Origin of the sequence: Streptomyces sp. SS1-1, from assembly GCF_008973465.1 — a bacterium.
In the GTDB taxonomy this organism is placed as follows: domain Bacteria; phylum Actinomycetota; class Actinomycetes; order Streptomycetales; family Streptomycetaceae; genus Streptomyces.
Window position 1 is genome coordinate 6,362,690 of the sequence record NZ_WBXN01000004.1, and the last position, 23,481, is coordinate 6,386,170.

At 73.4% G+C, this 23,481-nt stretch carries 21 protein-coding genes and 1 tRNA gene; 15 read left to right on the top strand and 7 right to left on the bottom strand.

Going from position 1 to position 23,481, the window contains the following annotated elements; translation table 11 throughout:
• Window positions 1-22 precede the first annotated feature (22 nt).
• Together F8R89_RS30350 and F8R89_RS30355 are read left to right on the top strand one after the other, a co-directional pair.
• Window positions 23-1,210 (top strand): thiolase family protein, encoded by a 1,188-nt coding sequence (locus tag F8R89_RS30350; protein WP_151786943.1) that lies wholly within the window; start codon window positions 23-25, stop codon window positions 1,208-1,210.
• 90 nt (window positions 1,211-1,300) lie between these two features.
• On the top strand, window positions 1,301-2,074 hold the full coding sequence (locus F8R89_RS30355; protein ID WP_151786944.1) for a sulfite exporter TauE/SafE family protein: 774 nt from the start codon (window positions 1,301-1,303) through the stop codon (window positions 2,072-2,074).
• A 24-nt stretch (window positions 2,075-2,098) separates the two neighbouring features.
• On the opposite strand, the gene F8R89_RS30360 is transcribed toward F8R89_RS30355, so the two are convergent.
• Window positions 2,099-3,565 carry a hypothetical protein gene (locus F8R89_RS30360; protein ID WP_413251277.1) on the bottom strand — a complete coding sequence of 489 codons (1,467 nt, stop codon included), beginning with the start codon at window positions 3,563-3,565 and terminating at the stop codon, window positions 2,099-2,101.
• Between the two features lie 195 nt (window positions 3,566-3,760).
• Between F8R89_RS30360 and F8R89_RS30365 the strand changes: the two genes are divergently transcribed.
• On the top strand, window positions 3,761-4,516 hold the full coding sequence (locus F8R89_RS30365) for a cobalt-precorrin-6A reductase (RefSeq protein ID WP_151786945.1): 756 nt from the start codon (window positions 3,761-3,763) through the stop codon (window positions 4,514-4,516).
• Window positions 4,517-4,519: 3 nt separating this feature from the next.
• Here the strand turns inward: F8R89_RS30365 and F8R89_RS30370 are convergent, their stop codons facing one another.
• From F8R89_RS30370 to F8R89_RS30380, 3 genes are all read right to left on the bottom strand, one after another.
• Window positions 4,520-4,975, bottom strand: coding sequence for a hypothetical protein (locus F8R89_RS30370; RefSeq protein ID WP_151786946.1), 456 nt, complete (start codon window positions 4,973-4,975; stop codon window positions 4,520-4,522).
• Between the two features lie 69 nt (window positions 4,976-5,044).
• A complete protein-coding gene (gene cobF, locus F8R89_RS30375; RefSeq protein WP_151786947.1) occupies window positions 5,045-5,818 on the bottom strand; it encodes a precorrin-6A synthase (deacetylating) in 774 nt (257 codons plus the stop codon).
• 73 nt (window positions 5,819-5,891) lie between these two features.
• Complete coding sequence (locus tag F8R89_RS30380; protein WP_151786948.1) at window positions 5,892-6,419, bottom strand: DUF309 domain-containing protein; 528 nt, start codon at window positions 6,417-6,419, stop codon at window positions 5,892-5,894.
• 113 nt (window positions 6,420-6,532) lie between these two features.
• Here F8R89_RS30380 and F8R89_RS30385 point away from each other — a divergent pair.
• The 12 genes from F8R89_RS30385 (at window position 6,533) to F8R89_RS30435 (ending at window position 19,170) form a co-directional block, all read left to right on the top strand.
• Window positions 6,533-6,606: transfer RNA gene (locus tag F8R89_RS30385), tRNA-Pro, on the top strand.
• Window positions 6,607-6,683: 77 nt separating this feature from the next.
• On the top strand, window positions 6,684-7,997 hold the full coding sequence (locus F8R89_RS30390) for an MFS transporter (protein ID WP_151786949.1): 1,314 nt from the start codon (window positions 6,684-6,686) through the stop codon (window positions 7,995-7,997).
• Between the two features lie 147 nt (window positions 7,998-8,144).
• Entirely contained in the window at window positions 8,145-8,807 is a 663-nt protein-coding gene (locus F8R89_RS30395; protein ID WP_151786950.1) for an NUDIX domain-containing protein, read from the top strand.
• Window positions 8,808-9,067: 260 nt separating this feature from the next.
• Entirely contained in the window at window positions 9,068-11,161 is a 2,094-nt protein-coding gene (locus F8R89_RS30400) for a hypothetical protein (RefSeq protein ID WP_151786951.1), read from the top strand.
• Between the two features lie 158 nt (window positions 11,162-11,319).
• The gene (gene pelF / locus F8R89_RS30405; RefSeq protein WP_225994538.1) at window positions 11,320-12,828 is read left to right on the top strand and encodes a GT4 family glycosyltransferase PelF; all 1,509 of its coding nucleotides are present in this window, start codon (window positions 11,320-11,322) and stop codon (window positions 12,826-12,828) included.
• The gene (locus tag F8R89_RS30410; protein WP_151786953.1) at window positions 12,825-14,234 is read left to right on the top strand and encodes a hypothetical protein; all 1,410 of its coding nucleotides are present in this window, start codon (window positions 12,825-12,827) and stop codon (window positions 14,232-14,234) included. The genes pelF and F8R89_RS30410 overlap by 4 nt, the downstream gene beginning before the upstream one ends.
• Window positions 14,235-14,263: 29 nt before the next feature.
• Window positions 14,264-15,001, top strand: coding sequence for a nucleotidyltransferase family protein (locus F8R89_RS30415; RefSeq protein ID WP_151786954.1), 738 nt, complete (start codon window positions 14,264-14,266; stop codon window positions 14,999-15,001).
• Window positions 15,001-15,912 carry an NAD-dependent epimerase/dehydratase family protein gene (locus F8R89_RS30420; protein ID WP_151786955.1) on the top strand — a complete coding sequence of 304 codons (912 nt, stop codon included), beginning with the start codon at window positions 15,001-15,003 and terminating at the stop codon, window positions 15,910-15,912. Before F8R89_RS30415 ends, F8R89_RS30420 begins: the two co-directional genes overlap by 1 nt.
• Before the next feature lie 13 nt (window positions 15,913-15,925).
• Entirely contained in the window at window positions 15,926-16,858 is a 933-nt protein-coding gene (locus tag F8R89_RS30425; RefSeq protein ID WP_151786956.1) for an endo alpha-1,4 polygalactosaminidase, read from the top strand.
• Between the two features lie 19 nt (window positions 16,859-16,877).
• Window positions 16,878-17,420 carry an NAD(P)-binding domain-containing protein gene (locus F8R89_RS36945; protein ID WP_225994539.1) on the top strand — a complete coding sequence of 181 codons (543 nt, stop codon included), beginning with the start codon at window positions 16,878-16,880 and terminating at the stop codon, window positions 17,418-17,420.
• Between the two features lie 47 nt (window positions 17,421-17,467).
• On the top strand, window positions 17,468-18,217 hold the full coding sequence (locus F8R89_RS36950; protein ID WP_225994540.1) for a UDP binding domain-containing protein: 750 nt from the start codon (window positions 17,468-17,470) through the stop codon (window positions 18,215-18,217).
• Complete coding sequence (locus F8R89_RS30435; protein ID WP_151786957.1) at window positions 18,214-19,170, top strand: NAD-dependent epimerase/dehydratase family protein; 957 nt, start codon at window positions 18,214-18,216, stop codon at window positions 19,168-19,170. The genes F8R89_RS36950 and F8R89_RS30435 overlap by 4 nt, the downstream gene beginning before the upstream one ends.
• 44 nt (window positions 19,171-19,214) lie before the next feature.
• Here F8R89_RS30435 and F8R89_RS30440 read toward each other — a convergent pair whose 3' ends face one another.
• The 3 genes from F8R89_RS30440 to iolD all read right to left on the bottom strand — a co-directional run bounded on the left by F8R89_RS30440 (window position 19,215) and on the right by iolD (window position 23,477).
• Entirely contained in the window at window positions 19,215-20,000 is a 786-nt protein-coding gene (locus tag F8R89_RS30440) for a GntR family transcriptional regulator (protein ID WP_151786958.1), read from the bottom strand.
• Between the two features lie 22 nt (window positions 20,001-20,022).
• Window positions 20,023-21,516 carry a CoA-acylating methylmalonate-semialdehyde dehydrogenase gene (locus tag F8R89_RS30445; RefSeq protein WP_151786959.1) on the bottom strand — a complete coding sequence of 498 codons (1,494 nt, stop codon included), beginning with the start codon at window positions 21,514-21,516 and terminating at the stop codon, window positions 20,023-20,025.
• A gap of 86 nt (window positions 21,517-21,602) precedes the next feature.
• The gene (gene iolD / locus F8R89_RS30450; RefSeq protein ID WP_151786960.1) at window positions 21,603-23,477 is read right to left on the bottom strand and encodes a 3D-(3,5/4)-trihydroxycyclohexane-1,2-dione acylhydrolase (decyclizing); all 1,875 of its coding nucleotides are present in this window, start codon (window positions 23,475-23,477) and stop codon (window positions 21,603-21,605) included.
• Between the last annotated feature and the right edge of the window lie 4 nt (window positions 23,478-23,481).

Consider the following 23,481-nt stretch of genomic DNA (forward strand, 5'->3'; position numbering starts at 1 on the left):
CCGCCCGGTCAGGAGTCCAGTCGTGCGTCCCGTCCACTTCGCGGCCGCCCGCCGCACCCCCATCGGCAAGCTGCGCGGAGCCCTGTCGTCCGTCCGCCCGGACGACCTCGCCGCCGCCGTGATCCGGGGGATCGTCGCCGGCGTCCCCGCACTGGACCCGGCACGCGTCGACGACGTCTACTGGGGCGCCGCCAACCAGGCCGGCGAGGACAACCGCAACGTGGCCCGGATGGCGGCCCTGCTGGCCGGACTGCCCGACTCGGTGCCGGGCGCCACCGTGAACCGGCTGTGCGCCTCCGGCCTGGAGGCGGTGACCACGGCCGCCCGCGCCATCGCGGCGGGCGAGGCCGACATCGTGCTCGCCGGCGGTTCCGAGTCCATGAGCCGCGCCCCCTTCGTCCTGCCCCGCCCCGACGAGGCGCTGCCCCACCGCATCGAGACCGTCGACACCCGCCTGGGCTGGCGGCTGGTCAACCCGGCCATGAAGGACCTGCACGGCCTGCTGTCCATGGGCGAGACCGCCGAGGAGGTCGCCCGCCGGCACGGCGTCTCCCGCGAACGGCAGGACGCGTTCGCGCTCCGCAGCCACCAGCGGGCCGCCGAGGCCCGCAAGAACGGGCACTTCGACGACGAGATCCTCCCCGTCGAGCGCCCCGACGGCGTGCTCGTCGACAGCGACGAGTGCATCCGCGAGGACACCTCCCTGGAGAAGCTGTCCCGGCTCAAGCCCGTCTTCCGCGCCGACGGCTCCGTCACCGCGGGCAACGCCTCCCCGATGAACGACGGCGCCGCCGGTCTCCTCCTGGTCAGCGAGGAGGCACTGAACGACCTCGGCCTGGAGTCCCTGGGCCGCTATGTCGCGGGCGGCTCGGCCGGCGTCCACCCCGACGTGATGGGCATCGGACCGGTCCCCGCCACCCGCAAGGTCCTCGACCGGGCCGGCTGGACCGTCGCCGACCTCCAGGAGGCCGAGTTCAACGAGGCGTTCGCCGCGCAGGCCCTCGCCAGCGTCGACGCCCTCGGCATCGACCCGGACCTGGTCAACGCGAGCGGCGGCGCCATCGCCCTCGGCCACCCGCTGGGCTGCTCCGGGGCCCGCATCCTGACCACCCTGCTGCACCGGATGCGCCGCACGGGCGCCGAGCGCGGCCTCGCCACCATGTGCGTCGGGGTCGGCCAGGGCAGCGCGGTGCTGGTCGAACGGCACTGACACGCGCCCGGCGCGCACCCGCCGGCGATCTCCCAGCAGACGAGACGGGCCTACCAGGACCTGATGTCCGCACATAGCATCGGTCCCCGCATGGACACGATGACGCTGTGGCACATAACGGGCTGGGAGTTCGCCGCACTCGCCGGCGCGGCCCTCCTGGTCGGCTTCTCCAAGACCGCCGTGAGCGGCGCCAACACGGTCAGCCTGGCGGTCTTCGCCGCCGTACTGCCCGCCCGCGCCTCCACCGGGGTCCTGCTCCCGATCCTGATCGCCGGGGACGTGCTCGCCGTCCTCACCTACCGGCGGCACGCCCACTGGCCCACGCTCTGGCGCCTGTTCCCCGCGGTCGCGGCCGGCGTCGTCCTCGGCACGCTGTTCCTCGTGTGGGCCGACGACGGCGTCGTCCGCACCTCGATCGGCGCGATCCTGCTGATGATGGCCGCCGTCACGGTCCGGCGGCGCCGGGCGGCCGAGCGGGAGGACGACCCCGACGCCGTCACCACCCGCTCCGGCCGCCTCAAGGCCCGCTCCTACGGCGTCCTCGGCGGCTTCACCACGATGGTCGCCAACGCGGGCGGCCCCGTGATGTCGATGTACCTGCTGTCGGCCGGCTTCCGCAAGCTCGGCTTCCTCGGCACCTCCGCCTTCTTCTTCCTCATCGTCAACACCTCCAAGCTGCCGTTCAGCGCCGGGCTCGGGCTGATCGACGGCGACTCGCTGCTGCTCGACGCCGCCCTGGTGCTGTTCGTCGTGCCCGGCGCGCTGCTCGGCACCTGGGCCGTCAGCCGGATCAACCAGCGGCTGTTCGAGCAGCTGGTGATCGCGGCGACGGTCGTGGGCGGGCTCCAGCTGCTGCTGCGCTGACGCCCGCCCCCGCGCCCAGGGTGCTCAGGGCGCGATCCCGACCCCCGCCACCCTGCTCCACGCCCGCTCCTGGGCCGACGTCATCGCCGGCCACCGCAGACCGCCCGGACGCGGCTCCACCCGTGAGGCGTACGGCGCGGGCCGGAACGCCGGATCGTAGAAGCAGCCCGTGCCGTACGTCCGGTCGAACGCCGGGCACGCCGCCGCCAGGGACCGGGGTGTCGGCTTGCGTCCCGTGCGCACCCACGTGTCCAGCGCCGTGACGGACGTGGCGTACTCGGCGTCGCTCAGCGCGCTGTGCTCGTGCTCCCGCGTGAACGACTGCACCAGGTACCGGTCCCGTCCGGCGCCCCGCAGGGTGTCGCGGTACGCGGCCTCGTGCTCGACGAACGCCGTCGGGTCGTCGATCGCGTGCATCGTCAGCACCGGCACCTCGACGCGTCCCGTCAGATCGCTGTCGTACGACAGGTCCCGCACGGCCGTCGGGTCGGGGGAGAAACGCGCGACGCCGGCGTTCAGCGCCTTGTCGTCGTGCGAACCGGAGTAGCGCACCCCGCGGTTCCCGAACGGGTTTTGGCCGCCGAGGCGTTCGTGCACGATGTCGCGGAACGTGAAGGTGGCGAACCGCAGATGGGACTCCAGCGTGCGCTCCGGGATGCCGGTGACCGCCAGGATGTCGTCCAGGTTGCGCTGCTGGAGCGCGGTGCGGTCGCCGGGCGCGGAGGCGTACCCGGTGCACTCCTGGAGCCGGGCGCGCAGCCCGGCCGACGTCATCGTCGAGCCGGCCCGCAGCCCCTGCCACAGCGGGTACTGCGGCTCGCTCGGACGCGGGTGGTTGCCGCAGTAGAACTGGTAGACGACGCGCAGGTCGACCCGGTAGTCGTAGCCGCGCGAACCGCCGCCGAGCACCCCGTTGGTGAGCAGCGCCCCGTCGTACGGCCCGCCCCGGCGGCCGTACGTCTCCACGACCTTCGCCGCGACGTCACCGCCCCACGACTGGCCGTGCACGAAGGTGCGCTCGGGCCTGCCGAACGCGCCGACGAAGACCCGGCGCGCGCTCTCCGTGTCGGCCGCCGCCATCCGCGTGCCGTACCCGCCCCGCCGGTACGACGAGCCCGCCCAGGCGTACCCCTCCTTCACCATCACCGACCAGCGGCCCAGGTCGTCCAGGCTGCGCGCCGGGTCGGACTCCGCGCCGAGGTCGGGCCCGCCGTGCGCGTGCACCACCAGCGAGCCGTTCCAGTCGGTGGGCACCGCGAGCGCGTAGTGGGCGCCGTTCGCGTCCCGGCCGGTGTAGCAGTCGGCCCGCCCGGCGAGTTGGTCCGGGCAGGCGGTGCGCACCGGGCCGGCGGTCTCCGCGCGCGCCTGGGAGGCGCCCGCCAGCAGCCCGGCGGCGAGCGTCCCCGCCAGCACGGCGGCGAGCATCGGGCGCCGGGCCGCCGTCACCGGGACCGGTCCTCGGATCACTGCCTGGGTTCTCGTCCGGTCCACGACGCCGCTCCCTCACCCTCGTTGTCGTCCTCGACGTCCTCGCCCTCGTCCTGGGCCGATGTCCCGTCGAGCCGTGCGCGGCGATGCTAGGGAGCGGGCGGTCGCGCCCACCATGGTCCGGTCGTTGTGTTCATAGTGTTCGTCCGACGTCAGGGCGCCGGAGGGCCCCGGACACCCACCTCGTACGCTCGCCCCATGTGCCCCCGCCACATCCTGGTCCTCGGCGGCACCACCGAGGCCCGCGAACTCGCCGCCGCGCTCACGGCGCACGCCGGCGTGCGCGTCACCACCTCGCTCGCCGGACGCGTGTCCCGCCCCGGCGCGGTCGCGGGGGACGTACGCGTCGGGGGCTTCGGCGGCGCCGAGGGCCTGGCCGCCTGGCTGCGCGCCGAGCACGTGGACACCGTCGTCGACGCCACCCACCCCTTCGCCGCGTCGATCACCGCGAACGCGGTGCGGGCCGCGCACACCACGGGCGTCCCGGCCGTCGTCCTGCGCCGTCCCGGCTGGCGCCCGGAGCCCGGCGACCGCTGGCACGACGCCGCCTCGCTCGCCGACGCCGCCGCGCTCCTGCCCGGCCTCGGCCGGCGGGTGCTGCTGACCACCGGCCGCCTCGGCCTGGCCGCCTTCGCGCACCTGGACGGCCTGCGCTTCGTCGTCCGCTGCGTCGAACCGCCCGAGCCGCCGATGCCCGCGCACACCGACGTGCTGCTGGCCCGCGGCCCGTTCACCGTGCCCGGCGAGACGGACCTGCTGCGCGACCACCGCGTCGACGTCCTCGTCACCAAGGACAGCGGCGGCTCCGCGACCGCGCCCAAGCTCACGGCCGCCCGCCGGCTCGGCGTCCCCGTGGTGGTCGTACGCCGCCCCGCGCTCCCGGACGGGGTGGAGGCGGTACCGGACGTGCGGGGCGTCCTGGAACGGCTCGGCCTGGACGGCCGGACCATGTGACCGTCAGCGCATCAGCGACTCGAAGCCGGCCGTGCCGCAGTACTCCACCGCCTGGCCCTCGGCGGCGCCGTCGCCGCGCATCGCCGCGACGGTGATGTCGAGCATGGTCGCGCCGTCACCCGCCCCCTCGTACGAGGCGCTGGACAACCGCCGCGCGGCGGTGACCACCGCACCCGCGGCCTCGGCCTCCTCGGCGGCGTCGGACCCGGCTCCGTCCTCGGCGGAGTTCCTGACACGCTGCCAGGCCCCCAGCTGTCGGCAGTAGTTCTCCTGCCACGCCCGGTCGAACTCGGAGCCGCCGGCCTCGCCGGACCCGCCGGACCCGCCGGACCCGCCGTAGTCGCCGGAGCCGTCGGAATCGCCGGACGAACAGCCGCCCATCAGGACGGCGACCGCCACCACCCCCGCCATCGCTCCCGTGACCCTTCGCCCGCGCCCGCTGCCGCTGCCGCGCTCCATGACGTCCCCTCCCCGAACCGACGACGGGAGCGTATCGATCAAGGGACCGACAGTGCGCGTGGGGAGCCCCTACCGCTCCCGCGGATTCCTGCGCAGCAGATAGGTGTCCATGATCCAGCCCTTGCGCTCCCGGGCCTTTGCCCGCACCCGCTCGATCTCGGGCGCCGCCTCGGCGATCGGGCCCGAGACCAGGATCTCGTCGGGCGTCCCCAGATAGGCGCCCCAGTAGATGTCGAGGTCCTCGTCCGCGTACTGCCGGAAGCGCTGATGCGCGTCGAGCATCACCACCACGTCGTCCACGCCCTCCGGGAACCCCTCGGCCAGCCGCCGTCCCGTGGTGATCTGCACCGGCCGCGCGACCCGGTTCAGGCCCGTGCGGTGCCGGGCGGCCAGCGACGAGACGCTGCTGATGCCGGGTACGACGTCGTAGGCGAACGCGACCGTCCCCGAGGCCAGCACCTCCTCCAGGATCGCGAGCGTGCTGTCGTACAGCGCGGGATCGCCCCACACCAGGAAGGCGCCCGTCTCGTCCTCGCCCAGCTCCCCGGCGATCAGCCGCGCGTAGATCCCGGCCCGCGCGCTGCGCCAGTCGCCGACCGCCGGGGAGTACGCGGCACCCCCGGCCGAGCGGTCCCGCTCGGGGTCCCGTGCCTCGACGACCCGGTACGTGCCCTCCGGCACATGCGCGTCCAGCAGGTCCCGGCGCAGCCCGGTGAGGTCCGACTTCACCTCGCCCTTGTCGAGGAGGAAGAACACGTCCGTGTCCCGCAGCGCCCTGACCGCCTGGAGCGTCAACTGCTCGGGATCGCCCGCGCCGATGCCGATCACATGAATGGTTCGCACGCCCCGAGTCTGCCGCACCCCGCGGCCGCCCCCGACACCGCGTCCGTCCCGGCCTCCATCGCTCTACATCCCTCTACGCCGCTCCCCGAAGCCGCGGTGCCCGCTCACGCGCGTCCACGGGCCGGCCGCCGGCGCGCTCCACGTCGTCCGCGAGTTCCCGCGCCCACGCCGCCAGGCCCTCCGGGTCCAGCCCGTACGGCCGCTCCACCCCGGCCCCCGCCACCCACTCCTGCACGGCACCGGCCCCGCGCCGCAGCAGCCGCGCCCCGCCGGTCACGTTCCCGCGGGCCGCGTGCGTGAGCCCCACGGCGAGCTGCGCCAGCCCCCGCCACAGGGCCCGCTCCTCCTCGGGACCCGACTTCCAGGCGTCCTCGAACACCTCGTGCGCGTGGAACGGCTTCCCCGCGTCCAGCAGCTCCTGCGCCTCGGCGACCGTCTCCGCGGGCGTGCGCACGACCCCCTCCGGCTGCCGGTCGACCCCGTCCGCGCCGTACGGCAGCGGCCGCCCCAGCCCGTCCCGGGGCCGGGCGTTGCGTGCCCGGCCCTCGGCGTCCCGATCCCGCGCCGCGGCCTGTCCTCGTTCCGGCGATGTGCTGCCCATGCCCCCGATTGTCCCTCCCCGCCCGTCCGACACGGACGCCCGCTTCGGCGCGGGGGACGGAGTGGGGTAAAGTGCTGTCCGCCCGAGCGCGCGGTGCTCCGCGTGGCAGGCACCGGGACGTGGCGCAGCTTGGTAGCGCACTTGACTGGGGGTCAAGGGGTCGCAGGTTCAAATCCTGTCGTCCCGACTCGTGAGAGTCGCAGACAAAGGCCGGTTTCGGAGTCGTCCGAAACCGGCCTTTGAGCATTCCTGGAGCATTCGCTCATGATCTCGAGACTCCTCGCCGTGCTGCCCGACCTCGCGCCCTGGCGCTCCTCCCGGGACTTCCGGCTGCTGTGGGTGCAGGGCCTGGTCACGTACCTCGGCAGCGTGATGGCGCTGATCGCCCTGCCCCTCCAGATCAAGGAACTGACCGGCTCCCCGCTCGCCGTGGGCGCGATGGGCGCCGTCGAACTCGTGCCCCTGGTCGTGTTCGGCCTGTACGGCGGCGCGCTCGCGGACGCCGTGGACCGTCGCAAGGTCATCGTGCTGACCGAGGCGGGGCTCGGCGTGCTGGCCCTCGTGCTGCTGGCCAACGCGCTGCTGCCGCACCCCATGCTCTGGCCGCTGTACCTGGTGGCCGCCGGAGTGGCGGCCCTCGCCGGACTCCAGCGCCCCGCACTCGACTCGCTGCTCGCCAGGATCGTCCCGCACGACCAGCTCGCCGCCGCGGCCGCGCTGAACGCCCTGCGCTGGCAGGCCGGCGCGATCGCCGGACCCGCCCTGGCCGGCCTGGTCGTCGCCTACGCGGGCAACGTCCCGGCGTACACCACGACGGCCTGCTGCTTCCTGGTCTCCGTGCTGATGTGCCGTCTGCTCTCGCCGGTGCCGCCGGCCGAGCACGCGGCGCGGCCGTCGCTGCGCGGCATTGCCGAAGGGGCGCGGTACGCCTGGTCCCGGCCGGTGCTGCTGGGCACGTACACGGTGGACCTGGCCGCGATGGTGTTCGCCTTCCCCAACACGATCTTCCCCTTCCTCGCCGACGAGCTCCACGCCGAGTGGGCGCTGGGCCTGATGTACTCGGCGGGGGCCGTCGGATCGCTGCTGCTCAGCCTGACCAGCGGCTGGGTCTCCCGCAGCTCCCGGCACGGGCTGCTCGTGGTGTTCGGCGCCGCAGGCTGGGGACTGGCCATGGCGGCGGCCGGCTGGACGTCGAACGTCTGGCTGGTCCTGGTGTTCCTGGCGCTCGCGGGCGCGGGCGACATGCTCAGCGGACTGGGCCGCTCGACCATCTGGAACCAGACCATCCCCGACCGGCTGCGCGGCCGCCTCGCCGGGATCGAGGTCCTCTCGTACAGCGTCGGCCCCCAGCTGGGCCAGGTGCGCGCGGGCGCGATGGCCGGCTGGACCGGCGCCCGCCCGGCGATCTGGAGCGGCGGACTCGTCTGCGTCGCCGCCGTCGGCCTGCTCGCCGCCGCCCTGCCGGGCCTGGTCCGCTACGACGCCCGGACCGACCCGGACGCCCGCCGCCGGGCCGCCGGGACCACCGCGCCCATGGGCACCGAGCCGGGCCAGGAGGGCGTGGACGTCGTCGGGTGAGCCGGGCGGGGCGGGTGGGTGTGGATGTCGTCGGGTGGCCTGCGCGGGATGGGTGGGCGTGGACGGCGTCGGACGAGCCGCGCGGGTCCGGCCGGGATGGTGGAATCGCTCCATGACCAACTCGCTCAGCCACCCCGCCGGTGCCCGATGACCGCCGGCATCGACACCCCCGACCGCCGCGGCCGCACCGGGCTCGACCAGGCCGGCCGGGACCTCACCGGCAACCCGCGGGTCCGGGTCCGCGACGTGCAGCTGCTGTCCAGCCACTGGTACGTCGAGCGGACCACCACCTTCGACTTCCGGCACGCCGACGGCACCTGGACCACCCAGCAGCGCGAGACCCACGACCGGGGCAACGGGGCCACCATGCTGCTGTACGACCCCGCGCGCGAGACCGTCCTGCTCACCCGCCAGTTCCGCTTCCCCGTGTACGTCAACGGGCACCCCGACGGCATGCTGGTAGAGACCCCGGGCGGACTGCTCGACGAGGACGACGAGCACCCGGAGATCGCCGTGCGCCGCGAGGTGGTCGAGGAGACCGGGCACACCATCGGCGCCGTCCAGCACGTCTTCGACGTCTACATGAGCCCCGGCTCGGTCACCGAACGCGTCAGCTTCTACGCCGCCGAGTACGGCCCGTCGACCCGCACCCACGAGGGCGGGGGCCTGGAGGAGGAGGGCGAGGACATCGAGATCGTCGAACTGCCCTTCCGGCGGGCCCTGGAGATGATCCGCACGGGGGAGATCGCCGACGCCAAGACGATCATGCTGTTGCAATGGGCGGCCTTGGAGGGGCCGTTCGCGCGCTGACCGCGCTTGCGTGCCGGCCCCTCAGGGGAACGATGTACGTATACATCGTAAATATCCAGTCCGGTCCTCTGTGCGACCCCGGCCGGAGCGCCCTCGTGGGCCGCTCCGGCCGGGGTCGCGGTCGTTCCGTCAGGACCCTTCTTTCCCGTCTTGACCATCCGGACATACAGGTGCAATGTGGTCCGTATACATCGTAAGTTTACGTCCACGAAACACCCGGAACGGGCTTCACGCCCACGACGACGCACGGGACGAATGCGATGAGGCCGAACGCGCAGACCCTGAAGCCTCGCGGCCCGCTGACCCTTCTCGCCCTGGTGGTCGTGGGACTGGTCCCGCTGCTGATCACTCTGGGAGTGGCACCGCCGGGAACGGGCCGCCAGGCGGCCCTCGCCGACCGCGCGGTGCCGCCCCAGCCGCACGTACCGGCCAAACACCTCGTGCCGGTGCGCGGGGATGCTCCCCCGGACCGCCCGGCGGCCCCGGGGGAGCAGGTGGCACTGCGCCAGCTGATCGTCGCCACGGACGAGCGGGACTTCGGCCTCGCGGCCTGGCGGTCAGTCCTGGACCGGATCGGCACGCCCTACGACGTCCTGCTGACCAAGGACGATCCGATCGACGAGGACGCCCTGGTACGTGACGACGGAACGGGCAGGTACAACGCGATCCTCCTCACCAACAACACCCTGACCGACGCCTCGGGGTCGTCGGACTCGGTCAGCAGCGCCGAGTGGGACCGGCTGTGGCAGTACGAACGCACGTACAAGGTGCGGCAGGTGGCGCTGAACGCCTCCCCGGACACGCTCCCCTGTCTGCGCGCCGAGTCCGAGGAACCGGTGGGCAAGCGGCCGGTCGACGTCGGACTGACCGCCGAGGGCAGGAAGGTCTTCGACTACCTCGCCCCCGGCGCGAAGCTCCCCCTGTCGGAGAGCTACGTGTACCGCTCGCAGCCCGCGCCGGGATGCCGGGCCCGGCCCCTGCTGACCCTCGGCTCGTCCGTGGTCGGTTACGTGGACCGCGACGTGGGCGGCGGCCGGGAGGAACTGTCCGTGGGCTTTTCCATGGGACCCGACGACATGATGAACAGGCTGCTCGGATTCGGACTGGTCCGATGGGCCACCAGGGGCGTCTTCCTGGGCGAGCAGCGGCACTGGCTCAACGTCGACGTGGACGACTGGTTCCTCACCACGCTCCGCGGACCCGCCCCCGAGTCCGGACCGGTCAGGAGCTACCGCGCCACCGGCCCCGAGATGCTGTCGCTGAGCCGTGAGCAGGAAGCCTTCCGCAAGCGGTACCCCCTGGCCGGGGACTTCCGCCTCAACCTCGCCTTCAACGGCAGCCTGCTGGACCCCGACGCGCCCGCGACCTGCGACCCCGACGGCACGGCGGACGACCTCAGCAGCTACAGCCTGTGCCTCAAGGACGAGTTCCGCTGGATCAACCACACCATGACCCACCCCCAGATGAACACGACGCCGTACGAGCGCGACTACAACGAGATCAACGACAACCTCGCGCGGGCCGCGGCCGTCGGCCTCCCGGTCCCCGCGACCGTCCTCAAGACGCCCGAGTACTCGGGGCTCGGTGCCTACGCCGACCGGCCCGACAGCCTCGACCCACCCGTCGACCACGGCCTGGAGGCCTCCAACAAGGACCTGCTGCGCGCCGCCGCCGACCTCGGCGTCAAGTACATGCACGGCAACATCGACTTCCCGGGCCACCAGCCCTCGTGCTTCAACTGCGGCATCCGGCACCCGCTGGAGCGTGACGTGATGGTGGTGCCGGACTGGCCGACGATGATCGCCTTCCAGGCGACCAACCCGGCCGAGCAGGTGGCGCTCTACCGGAACACCGCCCTGCCGAAGGACAGCCCGGCCGTCCGCGCCGACTACCGCAGGACCATCGACGAACAGGCCGACGTCGCCCTCGCCCACCTGATGAGCGGCTCCGTCTACAGCCACACCCTGCACCAGGGCAACGCCCACGCCTACGCGCCCGGCCACAGCCTCGCCTTCGACTGGCTGAACGCGCTGCTCGCCCGGTACAGCCGCTACTACGACGTGCCGCTGCGGAACGTCGACTGGCTCACCCTCGCCACCTACGCCGACCAGCGCACCCGTCACTTCGCCGAGCTCGACCACCACAAGGACGCCGTGTGGAACCGGGTCACCGGCGCCGTCACCTACACCCCGGGCGGCGACAACTCGCTCTTCGTCACCGGGGTCGAGACCCGGCCGGCGACCGCCGCCGACCAGCGCGGGCCGGACGAGGCGGAGAAGTACGGCTCCGACACCGTGTCCCGGCTCGGCCTGACCGAGGGAGAGACCGTGACCCTGAAGGCAAGGCCGCGATGACCGGCCGGGTGGGCCTCTGCGCCCACGGACGACCGCCTGTCACGGGGCCCGATGAGCTGCCCCCCGGCCGGCTGCCCCCCACCGGGCTGCCCACCGGCATACCGGGCCCCGACGGACCGCCCCCCGACGGACCCTCTCCCGAGGTCGTCCCGGCCGCCGTGCGCAGGCCGCTCCGCGTGCTGCTGGTCGCCGAGGGCTCCTATCCCTTCCACCCCGGCGGGGTCAGCCTGTGGTGCGACCAGATCATCCGCGGCATGCCGGAACACGCCTTCACCGTCGTGGCGCTGACCGTCGACGGCACCGAACCCATGGTCTGGCCAGCCCCCGACAACCTGACCGAGGTCGTCGACGTACCGCTGTGGGGCGACCCGCCCCGGCGCCCCCGCCGTGCGCGGCGCACCCCGCCCCCCGAGACGTTCACCGAGGCGCACGAGCACATCCTCCGTGCCCTGGCGCATCCCCCGGGGCAGGACCCCGCCGCCGCCCGCCGGGCCGCCGCGTCCTTCGTCCCCGCCCTGCGCGCCGTCCACGACCACGCGCAGACCGGCGACCTCCGTGCCGCGCTCACCTCCGACGAGGCGCTGGACCGGATGACGCGCATCTGGCGGGAGGCCGGCGACGAAGGGGCCGCCGGGACCGGGCCGCTGGGCCTGCACGACGCGTTCACGGCGGCCGACCTCATGGAGCACACGCTCCGCCCCCTCTCCCATCCGCCCGTCGACGCCGACGTGTGCCACCTCGCGATGAACGGGCCGAGCGTCCTCGTCGGACTGGCCGCCAAATGGGCCCACGGCACACCCCTGGTGATCTCCGAGCACGGCGTGTACCTGCGCGAGCGGTACCAGGACGTCCTCCGCCAGGGCCACATGACCCCGAGCACCCTGCTCATGCTCCGCTTCCACCGCGCGCTTACCGAGGCCGCCTACCACAGCGCCGACCTCCTCGCGCCGCACTCCCGGCACAACCGCAGGTGGCAGCTCTACGGCGGTGCCGACCCGGCGCGGATCCGCACCATGTACAACGGGATCGATCCGGCCGACTACCCGGTGGCCGTCGGCGAACCCGAGGTCCCGACCGTCGTGTTCGTCGGGCGGGTCGACCCGCTGAAGGACCTGCACACGCTCATCCGGGCGTTCGCCCTGGTGCGCCACGAGGTCCCGGACGCCCGGCTGCGCATGTTCGGACCCGTCTCCGCCGGTCACCGTGCCTATCACGCGAGTTGCCTCGCGCTGATCGAGGAACTGGGCCTGACGGGCGCCGCCGTCTTCGAGGGCCGGGTGCCGCGCCAGGTGGACGCCTACCAGGCCGGCCACCTCACCGCGCTCACCAGCGTCTCGGAAGGGTTCCCCTACACCGTCGTCGAGTCCATGTCCACGGCGCGGCCCCAGGTCTGCACGAAGGTCGGCGGGGTGCCGGAGGCGGTCGGCGACGCCGGGATCCTCGTCCCGCCCGGTGACCACCGCGCGGTGGCCGAGGCGTGCGTGCGGCTGCTGCGCGACGCCGGACTGCGCCGCCGCCTCGGCGACGCCGCGCGGGCCCGGGTCCTGGAGAGGTTCACCCTGACCCAGTGGAACGACGGCTACCGCGCGCTCTACGACGACCTGGTGCCGCAGTCGCCGGCACCCGTCCACGGCGCCGCGGGGCTCGAAAGGGTGACGGCTCCATGAACCCTGTCGACCGGGCCGACCCGCCGCGCGGGCCCGACGCGGTGGCGGAACTGCTCACCACCCTGGAACCCGACCTGCCGGTCGTGGCGGACGAACTGCAGATCGCCACTCTCCTCGAACGCCGCGGACTGACCGACGACGAGGCCACGGCCCGCTACGGCCGGGACGTGTTCGCCCTGTCCCGTGAGCTGTTCCGGCGCCTGCCGCCCCGGCCCGTCCACGGCCCGCCGCCCGGCACCGGAACTCCCCGCTCGCACACGACGAGGCTGCTGGCCCACGGCCCGCTCTACGCGGTGCCCAGCCTGGTGTACCCGGCGGTCCTCGTCGCGCTCGGCGGGCCCGCCCTGGTCCGGGGCATGCTGCTCGCCACCTCGCTCGGCTGGGTCTGGGGCATGGGCACCAGCGTGGCCGCCTACCGGATGCTCGGACAGGGCCGGCCGCGGGCCGCGGCACGGCTGTGGCGGCGACTGACCCTGCTGGGACTGGGCGTGGCGGTCGCGGACGCCGCCCTCCTCGCCACCACCGGGGACGGCGGAGCGGGCATGGTCGCCTTCGTCGTGGCACAGGTGGCCTACCAACTCGCCACCGGAGCCATGGTGTTCTACGGGCTGGAGTGGCGCCTCGCCCTGATCGCCCTGCCCGCCGCCGGCCTCGGCCTGACCTACCTCCTGCTCGGGTTCGACCCGGACCGGGCCAGCCCGACCCTGCTCGCCGGAGCCGTCACGAGCGCCCTGGCCCTCGGCGCCGCCTGGTGGGCCACCCGGGCGCCCGGCGGGTCGACCGCCCCGAACCGGCCGGACACGGTACGGCCCACGCTCATCCGCACCCTGCCGTGCGTCGTGTACGCGGCACTGTCCGCGCTCTTCCTGATGTTCAACAGCGCCCGCTTCATCACGGCGCCGCTGGACCTCGCGATCACGGTCGCACCCCTGGTGCTCGGCATGGGCGTCCTGGAATGGCGCTCGCACCGTTTCCACGACCAGGCCCTTGCCCTGCTGCGCCGGACGGCGGCGACCGCCGACTTCCGCCGCCACGCCTGGCGTCTGCTGCTGCGTGAACTGGGCGCGAGCATGCTGGTCCTGGCCGTGCTCGGGGTGCTCCTGCTGACCGTGCTCGCCGCGGCCGGGGTCCTCACCCCGAGGGCGGTACTGCTGCTCGGCGCGTACCTGCTGCTCGGCGGCGCCTACTTCGCCGGCTACATCCTGGTGAACCACGGCGAGTTCCGCTGGACCCTGACCGTCGTCGGCGTGGTGGCCGTGCTCGACATCGCCGCCACACTCTCGCTCTCGTCCCGCTTCGCACCGTACGGAGAGGTCCCCGTCTTCCTGACGGGCTGCCTCACCCTGCTCGCGCTCTTCCTGACAGCGCTGCGGCAGAACATCGGACGGGTCGCCCCCTACCGATGACCCGACGCCCCCGCAAAGGAGTCGAAGCCATGCACGTCGCCATACTCGCCGGAGGACGCGGTGTCCGGCTGCGGCCGTACACCACGGCCCTGCCCAAACCGCTGATGCCCATCGGCGGGGAGTACGCCATCATCGACATCATCCTCCAGCAGCTCGCCACCCAGGGCTTCACCCGGGTGACCCTCGCCGTGGGGCACCTCAGCTCCCTGGTCAAGGCCTTCGTCGGGGACGGATCCCGCTGGGGCCTCACGGTCGACTACGCCGAGGAGGACCGGCCGCTGTCGACCATCGGCCCGCTGTTCAACTTCCTGGACCGGCTGCCCGAGCACTTCCTCGTCATGAACGGCGACGTGCTCACCGACCTCGACTACGCCGCACTCCTGCGCGCCCACCAGGCGTCGGGCGCGCCGCTGACCATCGCCGGACACCGGCGCGAGGTCAAGATCGAGTTCGGCACCCTGGAGACGGTCGGCGGCCGGCTCGTCTCCTTCACGGAGAAGCCCACCCTGTCCTACGGCGTCAGCATGGGCGTGTACGCCGTCTCCGGCCGCACGCTCGCGCGCTACCCGAAGAACACGGCCCTGGGCTTCGACCAGCTCGTGCTCGACCTGCTGGCGCGCGACGAGAAGCCGATGGTCTACGACTTCGACGGCTACTGGATGGACATCGGCAGCCCGGAGGACTACGAGCGTGCCAACCTCGCCTTCCCGGGCATGCGGTCCACGCTGCTGCCCGCCGTCCGGGACACCCGGAAGGTGGTCGCCTGATGACCTCCACCGTTGTGCTGTTCGGCGCGTCCGGATTCCTCGGCAGGCCGGTCGCCGGCCTCCTGGAGCGGGACGACCGCGTCGGCACCCTCGTGCGCGTCAGCCGGCGGCACCGGCCGGACACCCGCCACGAGCGGCACGACCTCGTCCTGGACGGCACCGACGCCCTGGGGCGGCTGCTGAACCGGGTCGGACCCGACGTGGTGGTCAACTGCGCGGGCCGCCTGTCCGGTGGCCCGGTCGCGCTGGTGGAGACCAACGTCCTGGTCACCGCGCGGCTTCTGGAGGCGATGCGGGTGGCGGCCCCCGCCGCCCGGCTCGTGGTGCTCGGCTCGGCCGCCGAGTACGGCGCGACCACGCCCGGTGTCCCCGTCCGCGAGGACGCGCCGACCGCCCCGTCGAGCGCGTACGGCGTGACCCGGCTGGCGAGCACCCGGCTGGTCGAACTCACCGCGGCCGAGGGCGCCCTGGACGCGGTGGTCCTCCGGGTGTTCAACCCGGCCGGCCCCGGCCAGCCGCCCGAGAACCTGCTCGGCCGGGCCGCCCAGGCCCTGCGCGCGGCCTTCCGCACCGGCGCGGACCACATCACGCTCGGACCGCTCGACGCCCACCGGGACTTCGTCGACGTCCGGGACGTGGCCGCGGCGATCGTCGCGGCGGCCCTCGCCGACCGCGTTCCGGACCCGGTGCTCAACGTCGGCAGCGGCGAGGCCGTCCCGGTGCGCGACGCCGTCGCGCTGCTCGCCCGCACCGCCGGGTTCACGGGCCGGATCGTCGAGACCGCCCGGGCGCCGTCCAGGTCCCGTGACGTCCCGTGGATCGCCGCGGACGTGGACCGGATCCGCGCCGCCCTCGACTGGAAACCCGAGCACGGCCTCGCCGACTCGGTGCGGGCCGTCTGGGAGGGCTGAGGGTGCCGTGAGAATGCCGTGGAGGACAGCGCTCCTGGCCTGCTGCCTCGCCGTACTCGCCGGATGCGTCACCCCCGGCGGGCAGGGGAGCGACACCCCCACACCGGCCGGCGCGCCCGCCGGCGGCGACGTCGACGGCATCACCGGCGCGGTGGTCCAGTTGCAGGGCTACCGGGACGGCGGGCTGGACGAACTGGCAGACGGAACACACCGGCTGGCCGTCGTCGACCTGGCGCGGGACGCGTCGGCGTCCTACTTCTCCGCGGACGAGATCGGACGGCTGAAGCGGTCCGGCAAGAAGGTGCTCGCCTATTTCGAGATCGGGTCCCTGGAATGGTTCCGGCCGGACTACCCGGGCATGCGGGAACGGCATCCCGACCTGTTCCTCGGCGAGTGGCCCGAGTGGCCTGGCGAGTACTTCGTGAAGTACTGGCAGGAACGCTGGTGGCAGGAGGCGATCCGGCCACGCGTCGACCGGGCGCTCGCCGCCGGCTTCGACGGCGTCTACCTGGACTCCGTGGTCGCCTACGAGTTGATCGCCCCGGAGCGGGTGCCGGGTCTGAGCACGGAGGAACGCGGCGCGCGCATGGTCGACCTGATCCGCCGGATCAGCGCCTACGCCAAGCGGATCGATCCCGGGTTCTGGGTCTTCCCGCAGAACGCGCCCGAACTGCGGCGCCACCCCGGCTACCTGGAGGCCGTCGACGGCATCGGCATGGAGGAGCTGTTCTACCGGGCCACCGACGTCCCCTGCGACCTGGACTACTGCGCCCCCAACCTGGCCGGGGCAAGGGCTCTGCGCCGGGCGGGCAAGGTCGTCGTCGCCATCGACTACGCCACCCGGCCGCAGAACATCGCCGACGCGTGCCGCCGGTACCGGGAGGAGGGCTTCGCCGGCTACGTGACCGTGCGTGACCTGGACATGGTGTCCCCGCCATGTCCCTGACCGACAGGAGAAGCACACCATGACGCAGCAGACGCACCCGTTCCACCGGATCGGCGTGATCGGCATGGGCTACGTCGGCCTCACCCTGACCGCCGCCCTGGCCCGCAAGGGGTTCGAGGTCCACGGGGTCGACGTGCAGCCGGCCGTCCTCGAGTCCCTGGGGCGGGGCCGGCCCCACGTCTACGAACCCGGTGTCGACGAGACGTTCGCCGAGTACATCGGCAGCAGGATCTTCATCGGCTCCGAGCTGCCCGCCGAACCGGTGGACGCCGCCATCCTGTGCGTGTCGACCCCGGTCGACGAGGAGACCCACGAGCCCTACCTGAAGAACCTGGCCGCTGCGGCCGAGCAGGTCGCCCGGCGCTGCACGCCCGAGACCCTGGTGGTCGTCCGCAGCACCGTACCGGTCGGCACCACCCGTGAGGTGGTCCTGCCGCGGCTGCTGGACGCCTGGGGCCGGGCCCGCCTGGTCATGGCCCCCGAACGCACCATCCAGGGGCGGGCCCTGACGGAACTGACCGGCCTGCCCCAGGTCGTGGGGGCCTCGACGAGGACAGCCTGAACCGCGGACGCGGCCTCTTCGCCGGACTCGCGGAGCAGGTCCTGCCCGTGTCCAGCCTCGAGGCGGCCGAACTGGTCAAGCTCACCAACAACTGCCACACCGACGTCATCTACGCCTTCGGCAACGAACTCGCCATGCTCAGCGAACGCTTCGGACTGGACCCGCTCGAGGTGGTCCGGGCGACCAACCTGGACTATCCGCGCCCGGACATCGCCAAGCCCGGGTACGTGGGCGGCGGCTGCCTGTCCAAGGACCCGTACATCATGGCGTTCGCCGGTGAACGGGCCGGCTACCGGCCGGGACTGATCGGGGCGGCGAGGAAGCTGAACGAGGACCTGCCGGTGCACGTGGCGGCCCGCGTGGCCGACGCCCTGCGGGCGGTCGGCGGCACCACCCTGTACGTGCTCGGCTGGGCGTACAAGGGCTGGCCGCCCACCGACGACATGCGGGGCACCCCGATCGCCGCCATGATGCCGGTCTTCGAGGAGGCCGGGCTGCGGGTGCTCGGCCACGACCCGCTGGTGGGGGCGGAGGTGATCCGGGCCCGCGGCGGCGAACCCGTGGACGACCTCCTCACGGGCTTCCGGGAGGCCGACGCCGTGCTCGTCGTCACCGACCACCCCGACTACCGCGCCCTCGACATGAACCGCGCGCTGGAGGGCGCACGCACCCGCATGGTGTTCGACTCCTGGCGGATCCTCGACAAGGCCGGGATCACCGCCCGGGGCGTGCGCTACGAGGGCCTCGGCTACACCTCGGCGGCCCCCGCCGCCCCGGTCCCGGTGGTGGCGGCATGAAGACACTCATCCTGGGCGGCGCGGGCTTCATCGGCCTCCACCTGGCCCGCGCTCTCGTGGCCGACGGCCATCGCGTGACCGTCGTGGACGACTTCTCCCGCGGACGCGACGACCCCGCCCTCGCCTCCGTCGAAGCCGAGGTGCTGCACGCCGACCTCACCCGGCCGGACGGCTTCCGGGACATCCCGCACGGCTGGGACCAGGTGTACCTGCTCGCCGCCGTCGTCGGAGTCCGCAACGTCGAACGCGACCCGGCGCGCGTGGTCCGCGTCAACAGCCTCGTCGTGCTGAACACGCTGGACTGGATCCGGCCCGGCGAACGCCTGTTCTTCGCCTCCACCAGTGAGGTGTACGCGGGCGGCGTCAGCGCCGGCACGGTACCGGTGCCGACCCCCGAGAACGTGCCGCTGACCCTGCGGGACATCACCGCGCCGCGCTTCGCCTACGGGGTCAGCAAGATGCTCGGCGAGGCCGCCGTCGTGCACACCGCGCGCGCCCGCGGCATCCCCTGCGTCATCGGGCGCTTCCACAACGTCTACGGACCCCGCATGGGCGAGTCCCACGTCATCCCGGAAGTGGCCCTGCGGGCGCTGCGTGGCGAGGACCCGTTCCGCGTGTACGGCGCCGAACAGTCCCGCGCCTTCTGCCATGTCGACGACGCCGTGGACGCGATCCGCCGGCTGATGGTGCCCGAAGTCGCCGACGGCCGGATCGTCCACATCGGCAACGACGCCGAGGAGACCAACATCGCAGACCTCACCAAGCTGGTGCTGCGCGTCGTCGGCCACGACCCCGAGATCACCTATGCGCCGGCCCCCGCGGGGTCGGTGGCCCGCCGCTGCCCGGACCTGCGCCTGCTGCGGTCCCTCACCGGTTACGAGCCCTCCGTCTCCCTCGAGGACGGCGTCCGGCACACCGTCGCCTGGTACGCCGGCGACCGCACTCCGGCATGACGCGCCAGGGAGTGCTCTCCCCGTGCCGATCGTGCGGACACGCCTCAGGCCCTGACCATCAACTGAAAGTCGAACGCGTACCGCGACGCCCGATAGATGTGCGTCCCGTACTCCACCGCCCGCCCCGTGTCGTCGTACGCCGTGCGCTGCATCGTCAGCAGGGCCGCGCCCTCGTGTTCGTCGAGGCGGGTGGCCTCCTCGGCCGTGGCGCGGCGGGCGCCGACCGTCTGGTGGGCGCTGTGCAGGGTGATGCCGACCGCCCGCATCATCCGGTACAGGCCCGTCGCCTCCAGCCGGGCCGTGTCCGGGTCGAGCAGGTCCGCCGGGAGGTGGTTGCACAGGATGGCCACCGGCTGCCCGTGCGTGCAGCGCAGCCGCTCCAGGACCGTGACCTCGGTGCCCTCCGCGACACCGAGCGCGGCGGCCACGTCGGCCGGGGCCGGGACACGGCCGTTGCGGACGACGCGGGTCGTCGGGCCCTGGCCGGCCGCCTCCAGGTCGTCGTAGAGGCTGGTCAGCTCCAGGGGCCGCTTCACCTGGCTGTGCACCACCTGCGTGCCCACCCCGCGCCGCCGGATCAGCAGGCCCTTGTCGACCAGCGACTGGATGGCCTGCCGGACGGTGGGCCGGGACAGGCCCAGCCGCACCGACAGGTCGACCTCGTTGCCCAGCAGGTCGCCCGGGGCGAGCGCCCCGCGGGTGATCGCCGCCTCCAGCTGCTGCGCGAGCTGGTGGTACAGCGGCACCGGACTGCCCCGGTCCAGGGCGAAGTGCAGCGGGTCCAGCGCGCAGACGGATCCGGCACGGGCGGCGCCGCGGGTCCTCGCCATCGGACGAACCTCCCTGTCCGGGTCAGGAGTTGCTGGGGAAACCGAGGTTGATGCCGCCGTCGGACGGGTCCGGCCAGCGGGTGGTGATCACCTTTCCCTGGGTGTAGAAGGCGACGCCGTCGTTGCCGTAGACGTGGTGGTCCCCGAAGAGGCTGTCCTTCCAGCCACCGAAGGAGTGGTAGCCGACCGGCACCGGGATCGGCACGTTCACGCCGACCATGCCCGCCTTCACCTCCAGCTGGAAGCGGCGGGCGGCGCCGCCGTCGCGGGTGAAGATCGCGGTGCCGTTGCCCCAGCGGGAGTCGTTGATCAGCTTCAGGGCCTCCTCGTACGTCTCCGCGCGCACCACGCACAGCACCGGGCCGAAGATCTCGTCCCGGTACGCGTCCGCCGTCAGCGGCACCCGGTCGAGCAGCGAGACCCCGAGGAAGAAGCCGTCCTCGTGCCCCTCGACCGTGAGGCCCGTGCCGTCGACCACGACCTCGGCGCCCTGCGCGGCCGCGCCCGCCACGTACGACGCCACCTTGTCGCGGTGCTCCCGGGTGATCAGCGGGCCCATCTCGGACGCCGGGTCGTCGCCCGGGCCGACGCGCAGGTTCCGCGCCCGCTCGGCGATCCGGGCGACCAGGTCGTCGCCGATGCCGCCGACCGCGACGACCACCGAGACCGCCATGCAGCGCTCGCCCGCCGAGCCGTACGCCGCGTTGATCGCCTGGTCGGCCGCGAGGTCCAGGTCGGCGTCGGGCAGCACCAGCATGTGGTTCTTGGCGCCGCCGAGCGCCTGTACGCGCTTGCCGTGCTCGACGGCCTTGAGCTGGATGTACTTCGCGATCGGCGTCGAGCCGACGAACGACACCGCCTCCACGTCGGGGTGCTCCAGGAGCCGGTCCACGGCCACCTTGTCGCCCTGTACGACGTTCAGCACGCCCTCCGGCAGTCCCGCCTCGGCGGCCAGTTCCGCCAGCAGCAGGGACGCCGACGGGTCCTTCTCGCTGGGCTTCAGCACGAAGGTGTTGCCGCACGCGATCGCCAGCGGGAACATCCACATCGGCACCATCGCCGGGAAGTTGAACGGCGTGATGCCGGCGACCACGCCCAGCGGCTGCCGGATCGACGCCACGTCCACCCGGGTCGACACCTGCGTCGACAGCTCGCCCTTCAGCTGCACGGAGATCCCGCAGGCCAGCTCGACGATCTCCAGTCCGCGCGCGACCTCGCCGAGGGCGTCGGAGTGCACCTTGCCGTGCTCGGCGGTGATCAGCCGCGCCAGCTCGTCGCGGTGCGCGTCCAGCAGCTCGCGGTACTTGAACAGGATCGCGGTGCGCCGGGCCAGCGACGACTGGCCCCAGCTCTCGAACGCCGCCTTCGCCGAGGCGACCGCGGCGTCCACCTCCTCCACGGTGGCGAAGCCGACCTGCTTCTCCTGGGCGCCGGTGGCGGGGTTGTGGACGGGGCCGTAGCGGCCGGACGTGCTCTCGACGGGCTTGCCGTCGATCCAGTGGGTCAGGGTCTTCATGGCGATGCGGGGCCTTTCGAGGGGGCAGGGGGAGCGGGGGGAGAGCGGGGGAGCGCGGGCTCGGAGGTGGAGCGGGAGAGGAGGGCTCAGAGGTGGTGGCGGCGGGCGGTGACCTGCCGGTCGTAGCGCTCGCGGGCCTCGACGGCGGCCTCGCGGCCGGCGACCTCGGCGACGGGGACGTCCCACCACGCCTCGGCGCCCGGCGCCGTCGAGCGGGTGGTGTCCGTCTCGACGTACACGCAGGTCGGCCGGTCCGAGGCGCGGGCCGCGGCCAGCGCCTCCCGCAGCTCGCCCACGGTCTTGGCGCGCAGCACCTCCATGCCGAGGCTGGCCGCGTTCGCGGCGAGGTCCACGGGCAGCGGGGCGCCGGTGAAGCTCCCGTCGGCGGCCCGGTGGCGGTAGGCGGTGCCGAACCGCTCGCCGCCGGTCTCGGCGGACAGACCGCCGATGGAGGCGTAGCCGTGGTTCTGGATCAGGACGACGTTGACCGGCAGGCCCTCCTGCACGGCGGTCACGATCTCCGTCGGCATCATCAGATACGTGCCGTCGCCGACCAGCGCCCACACCGGGGTGCCCGGCGCGGCCTGCTGGACGCCGATCGCGGCCGGGATCTCGTAGCCCATGCAGGAGTAGCCGTACTCCAGGTGGTACTGGCGCGGCGAGCGGGCCCGCCACAGCTTGTGCAGGTCGCCGGGGAGCGAACCGGCCGCGTTGATCACCACGTCGTCGTCGCCGACGACCGCGTCCAGCGCGCCCAGCACCTGCGTCTGCGTCGGGACGGCCGTGTCGTCGGCCCGGAACGCGGCCTCGACCACCGCGTCCCAGCGCTCCCGGCCGGCCCGGTACTCCGCCTCGTAGGCGGCGTCCACCCGGTGCCCGGCCAGCGCCTCGGTGAGGGCGGTGAGCCCGGAGCGGGCGTCGCAGACCAGCGTCCGCGCGGACAGCTTGTGCGCGTCGAAGCCGGTGATGTTGACGTTCAGGAAGCGCACGTCCGGGTGCTGGAAGAGGGTTCCGGACGCCGTCGTGAAGTCGGTGTACCGGGTGCCGACGCCGATCACCAGGTCCGCGGTGCGGGCGAGGTCGTCGCTGGCCGAGGTGCCGGTGTGCCCGATGGCGCCGAGGTCGGCCGGGTGGTCGAAGCGCAGCGAGCCCTTGCCCGCCTGCGTGGACGCCACCGGGATGCCGGTCGCCTCGACGAACGCCCGCAGCGCGTCCTCGGCCTCGCTGTGGTGCACCCCGCCGCCCGCGACGAGCAGGGGGCGCCGCGCCGAGCGGATCGCCTCGACGGCCGCCGCCAGTTCGGCCGGGTCGGGCGCGGGACGCCGTACGGGCCAGACGCGCTCGGCGAAGAACTCCTCCGGCCAGTCGTACGCCTCCGCCTGCACGTCCTGGGGGAGGGCCAGCGTCACCGCGCCGGTCTCGGCGGGGTCGGCGAGGACCCGCATGGCGTGCAGCGCGGACGGGATCAGCGCCTCGGGGCGGGTGATCCGGTCGAAGTACCGGGAGACCGGGCGCAGCGTGTCGTTGACGGACACGTCCGCCTCCGTCGGGTGCTCCAGCTGCTGGAGCAGCGGGTCCGGGGCGTGCGAGGCGAAGTAGTCGCCGGGCAGCAGCAGGACCGGCAGACGGTTGATGGTGGCGAGCGCCGCGCCGGTGACCAGGTTGGTCGCGCCGGGGCCGATCGACGTGGTGACGGCCTGTGCGGAGAGCCGGTTGAGCTGGCGGGCGTGGCCGACCGCAGCGTGCACCATGGACTGCTCGTTGCGGCCCTGGTGGAACGGCATGGCCTCCTCGCCCGCCTCCAGCAGCGCCTGGCCCACGCCGGCCACGTTGCCGTGCCCGAAGATGCCCCAGGTGCCGGCGATCAGCCGGTGCCGGACACCGTCGCGCTCGGTGTACTGGACGGACAGGAACCGCACCAGCGCCTGGGCGACGGTCAGACGGACGGTGGATGGGCTCATCGGT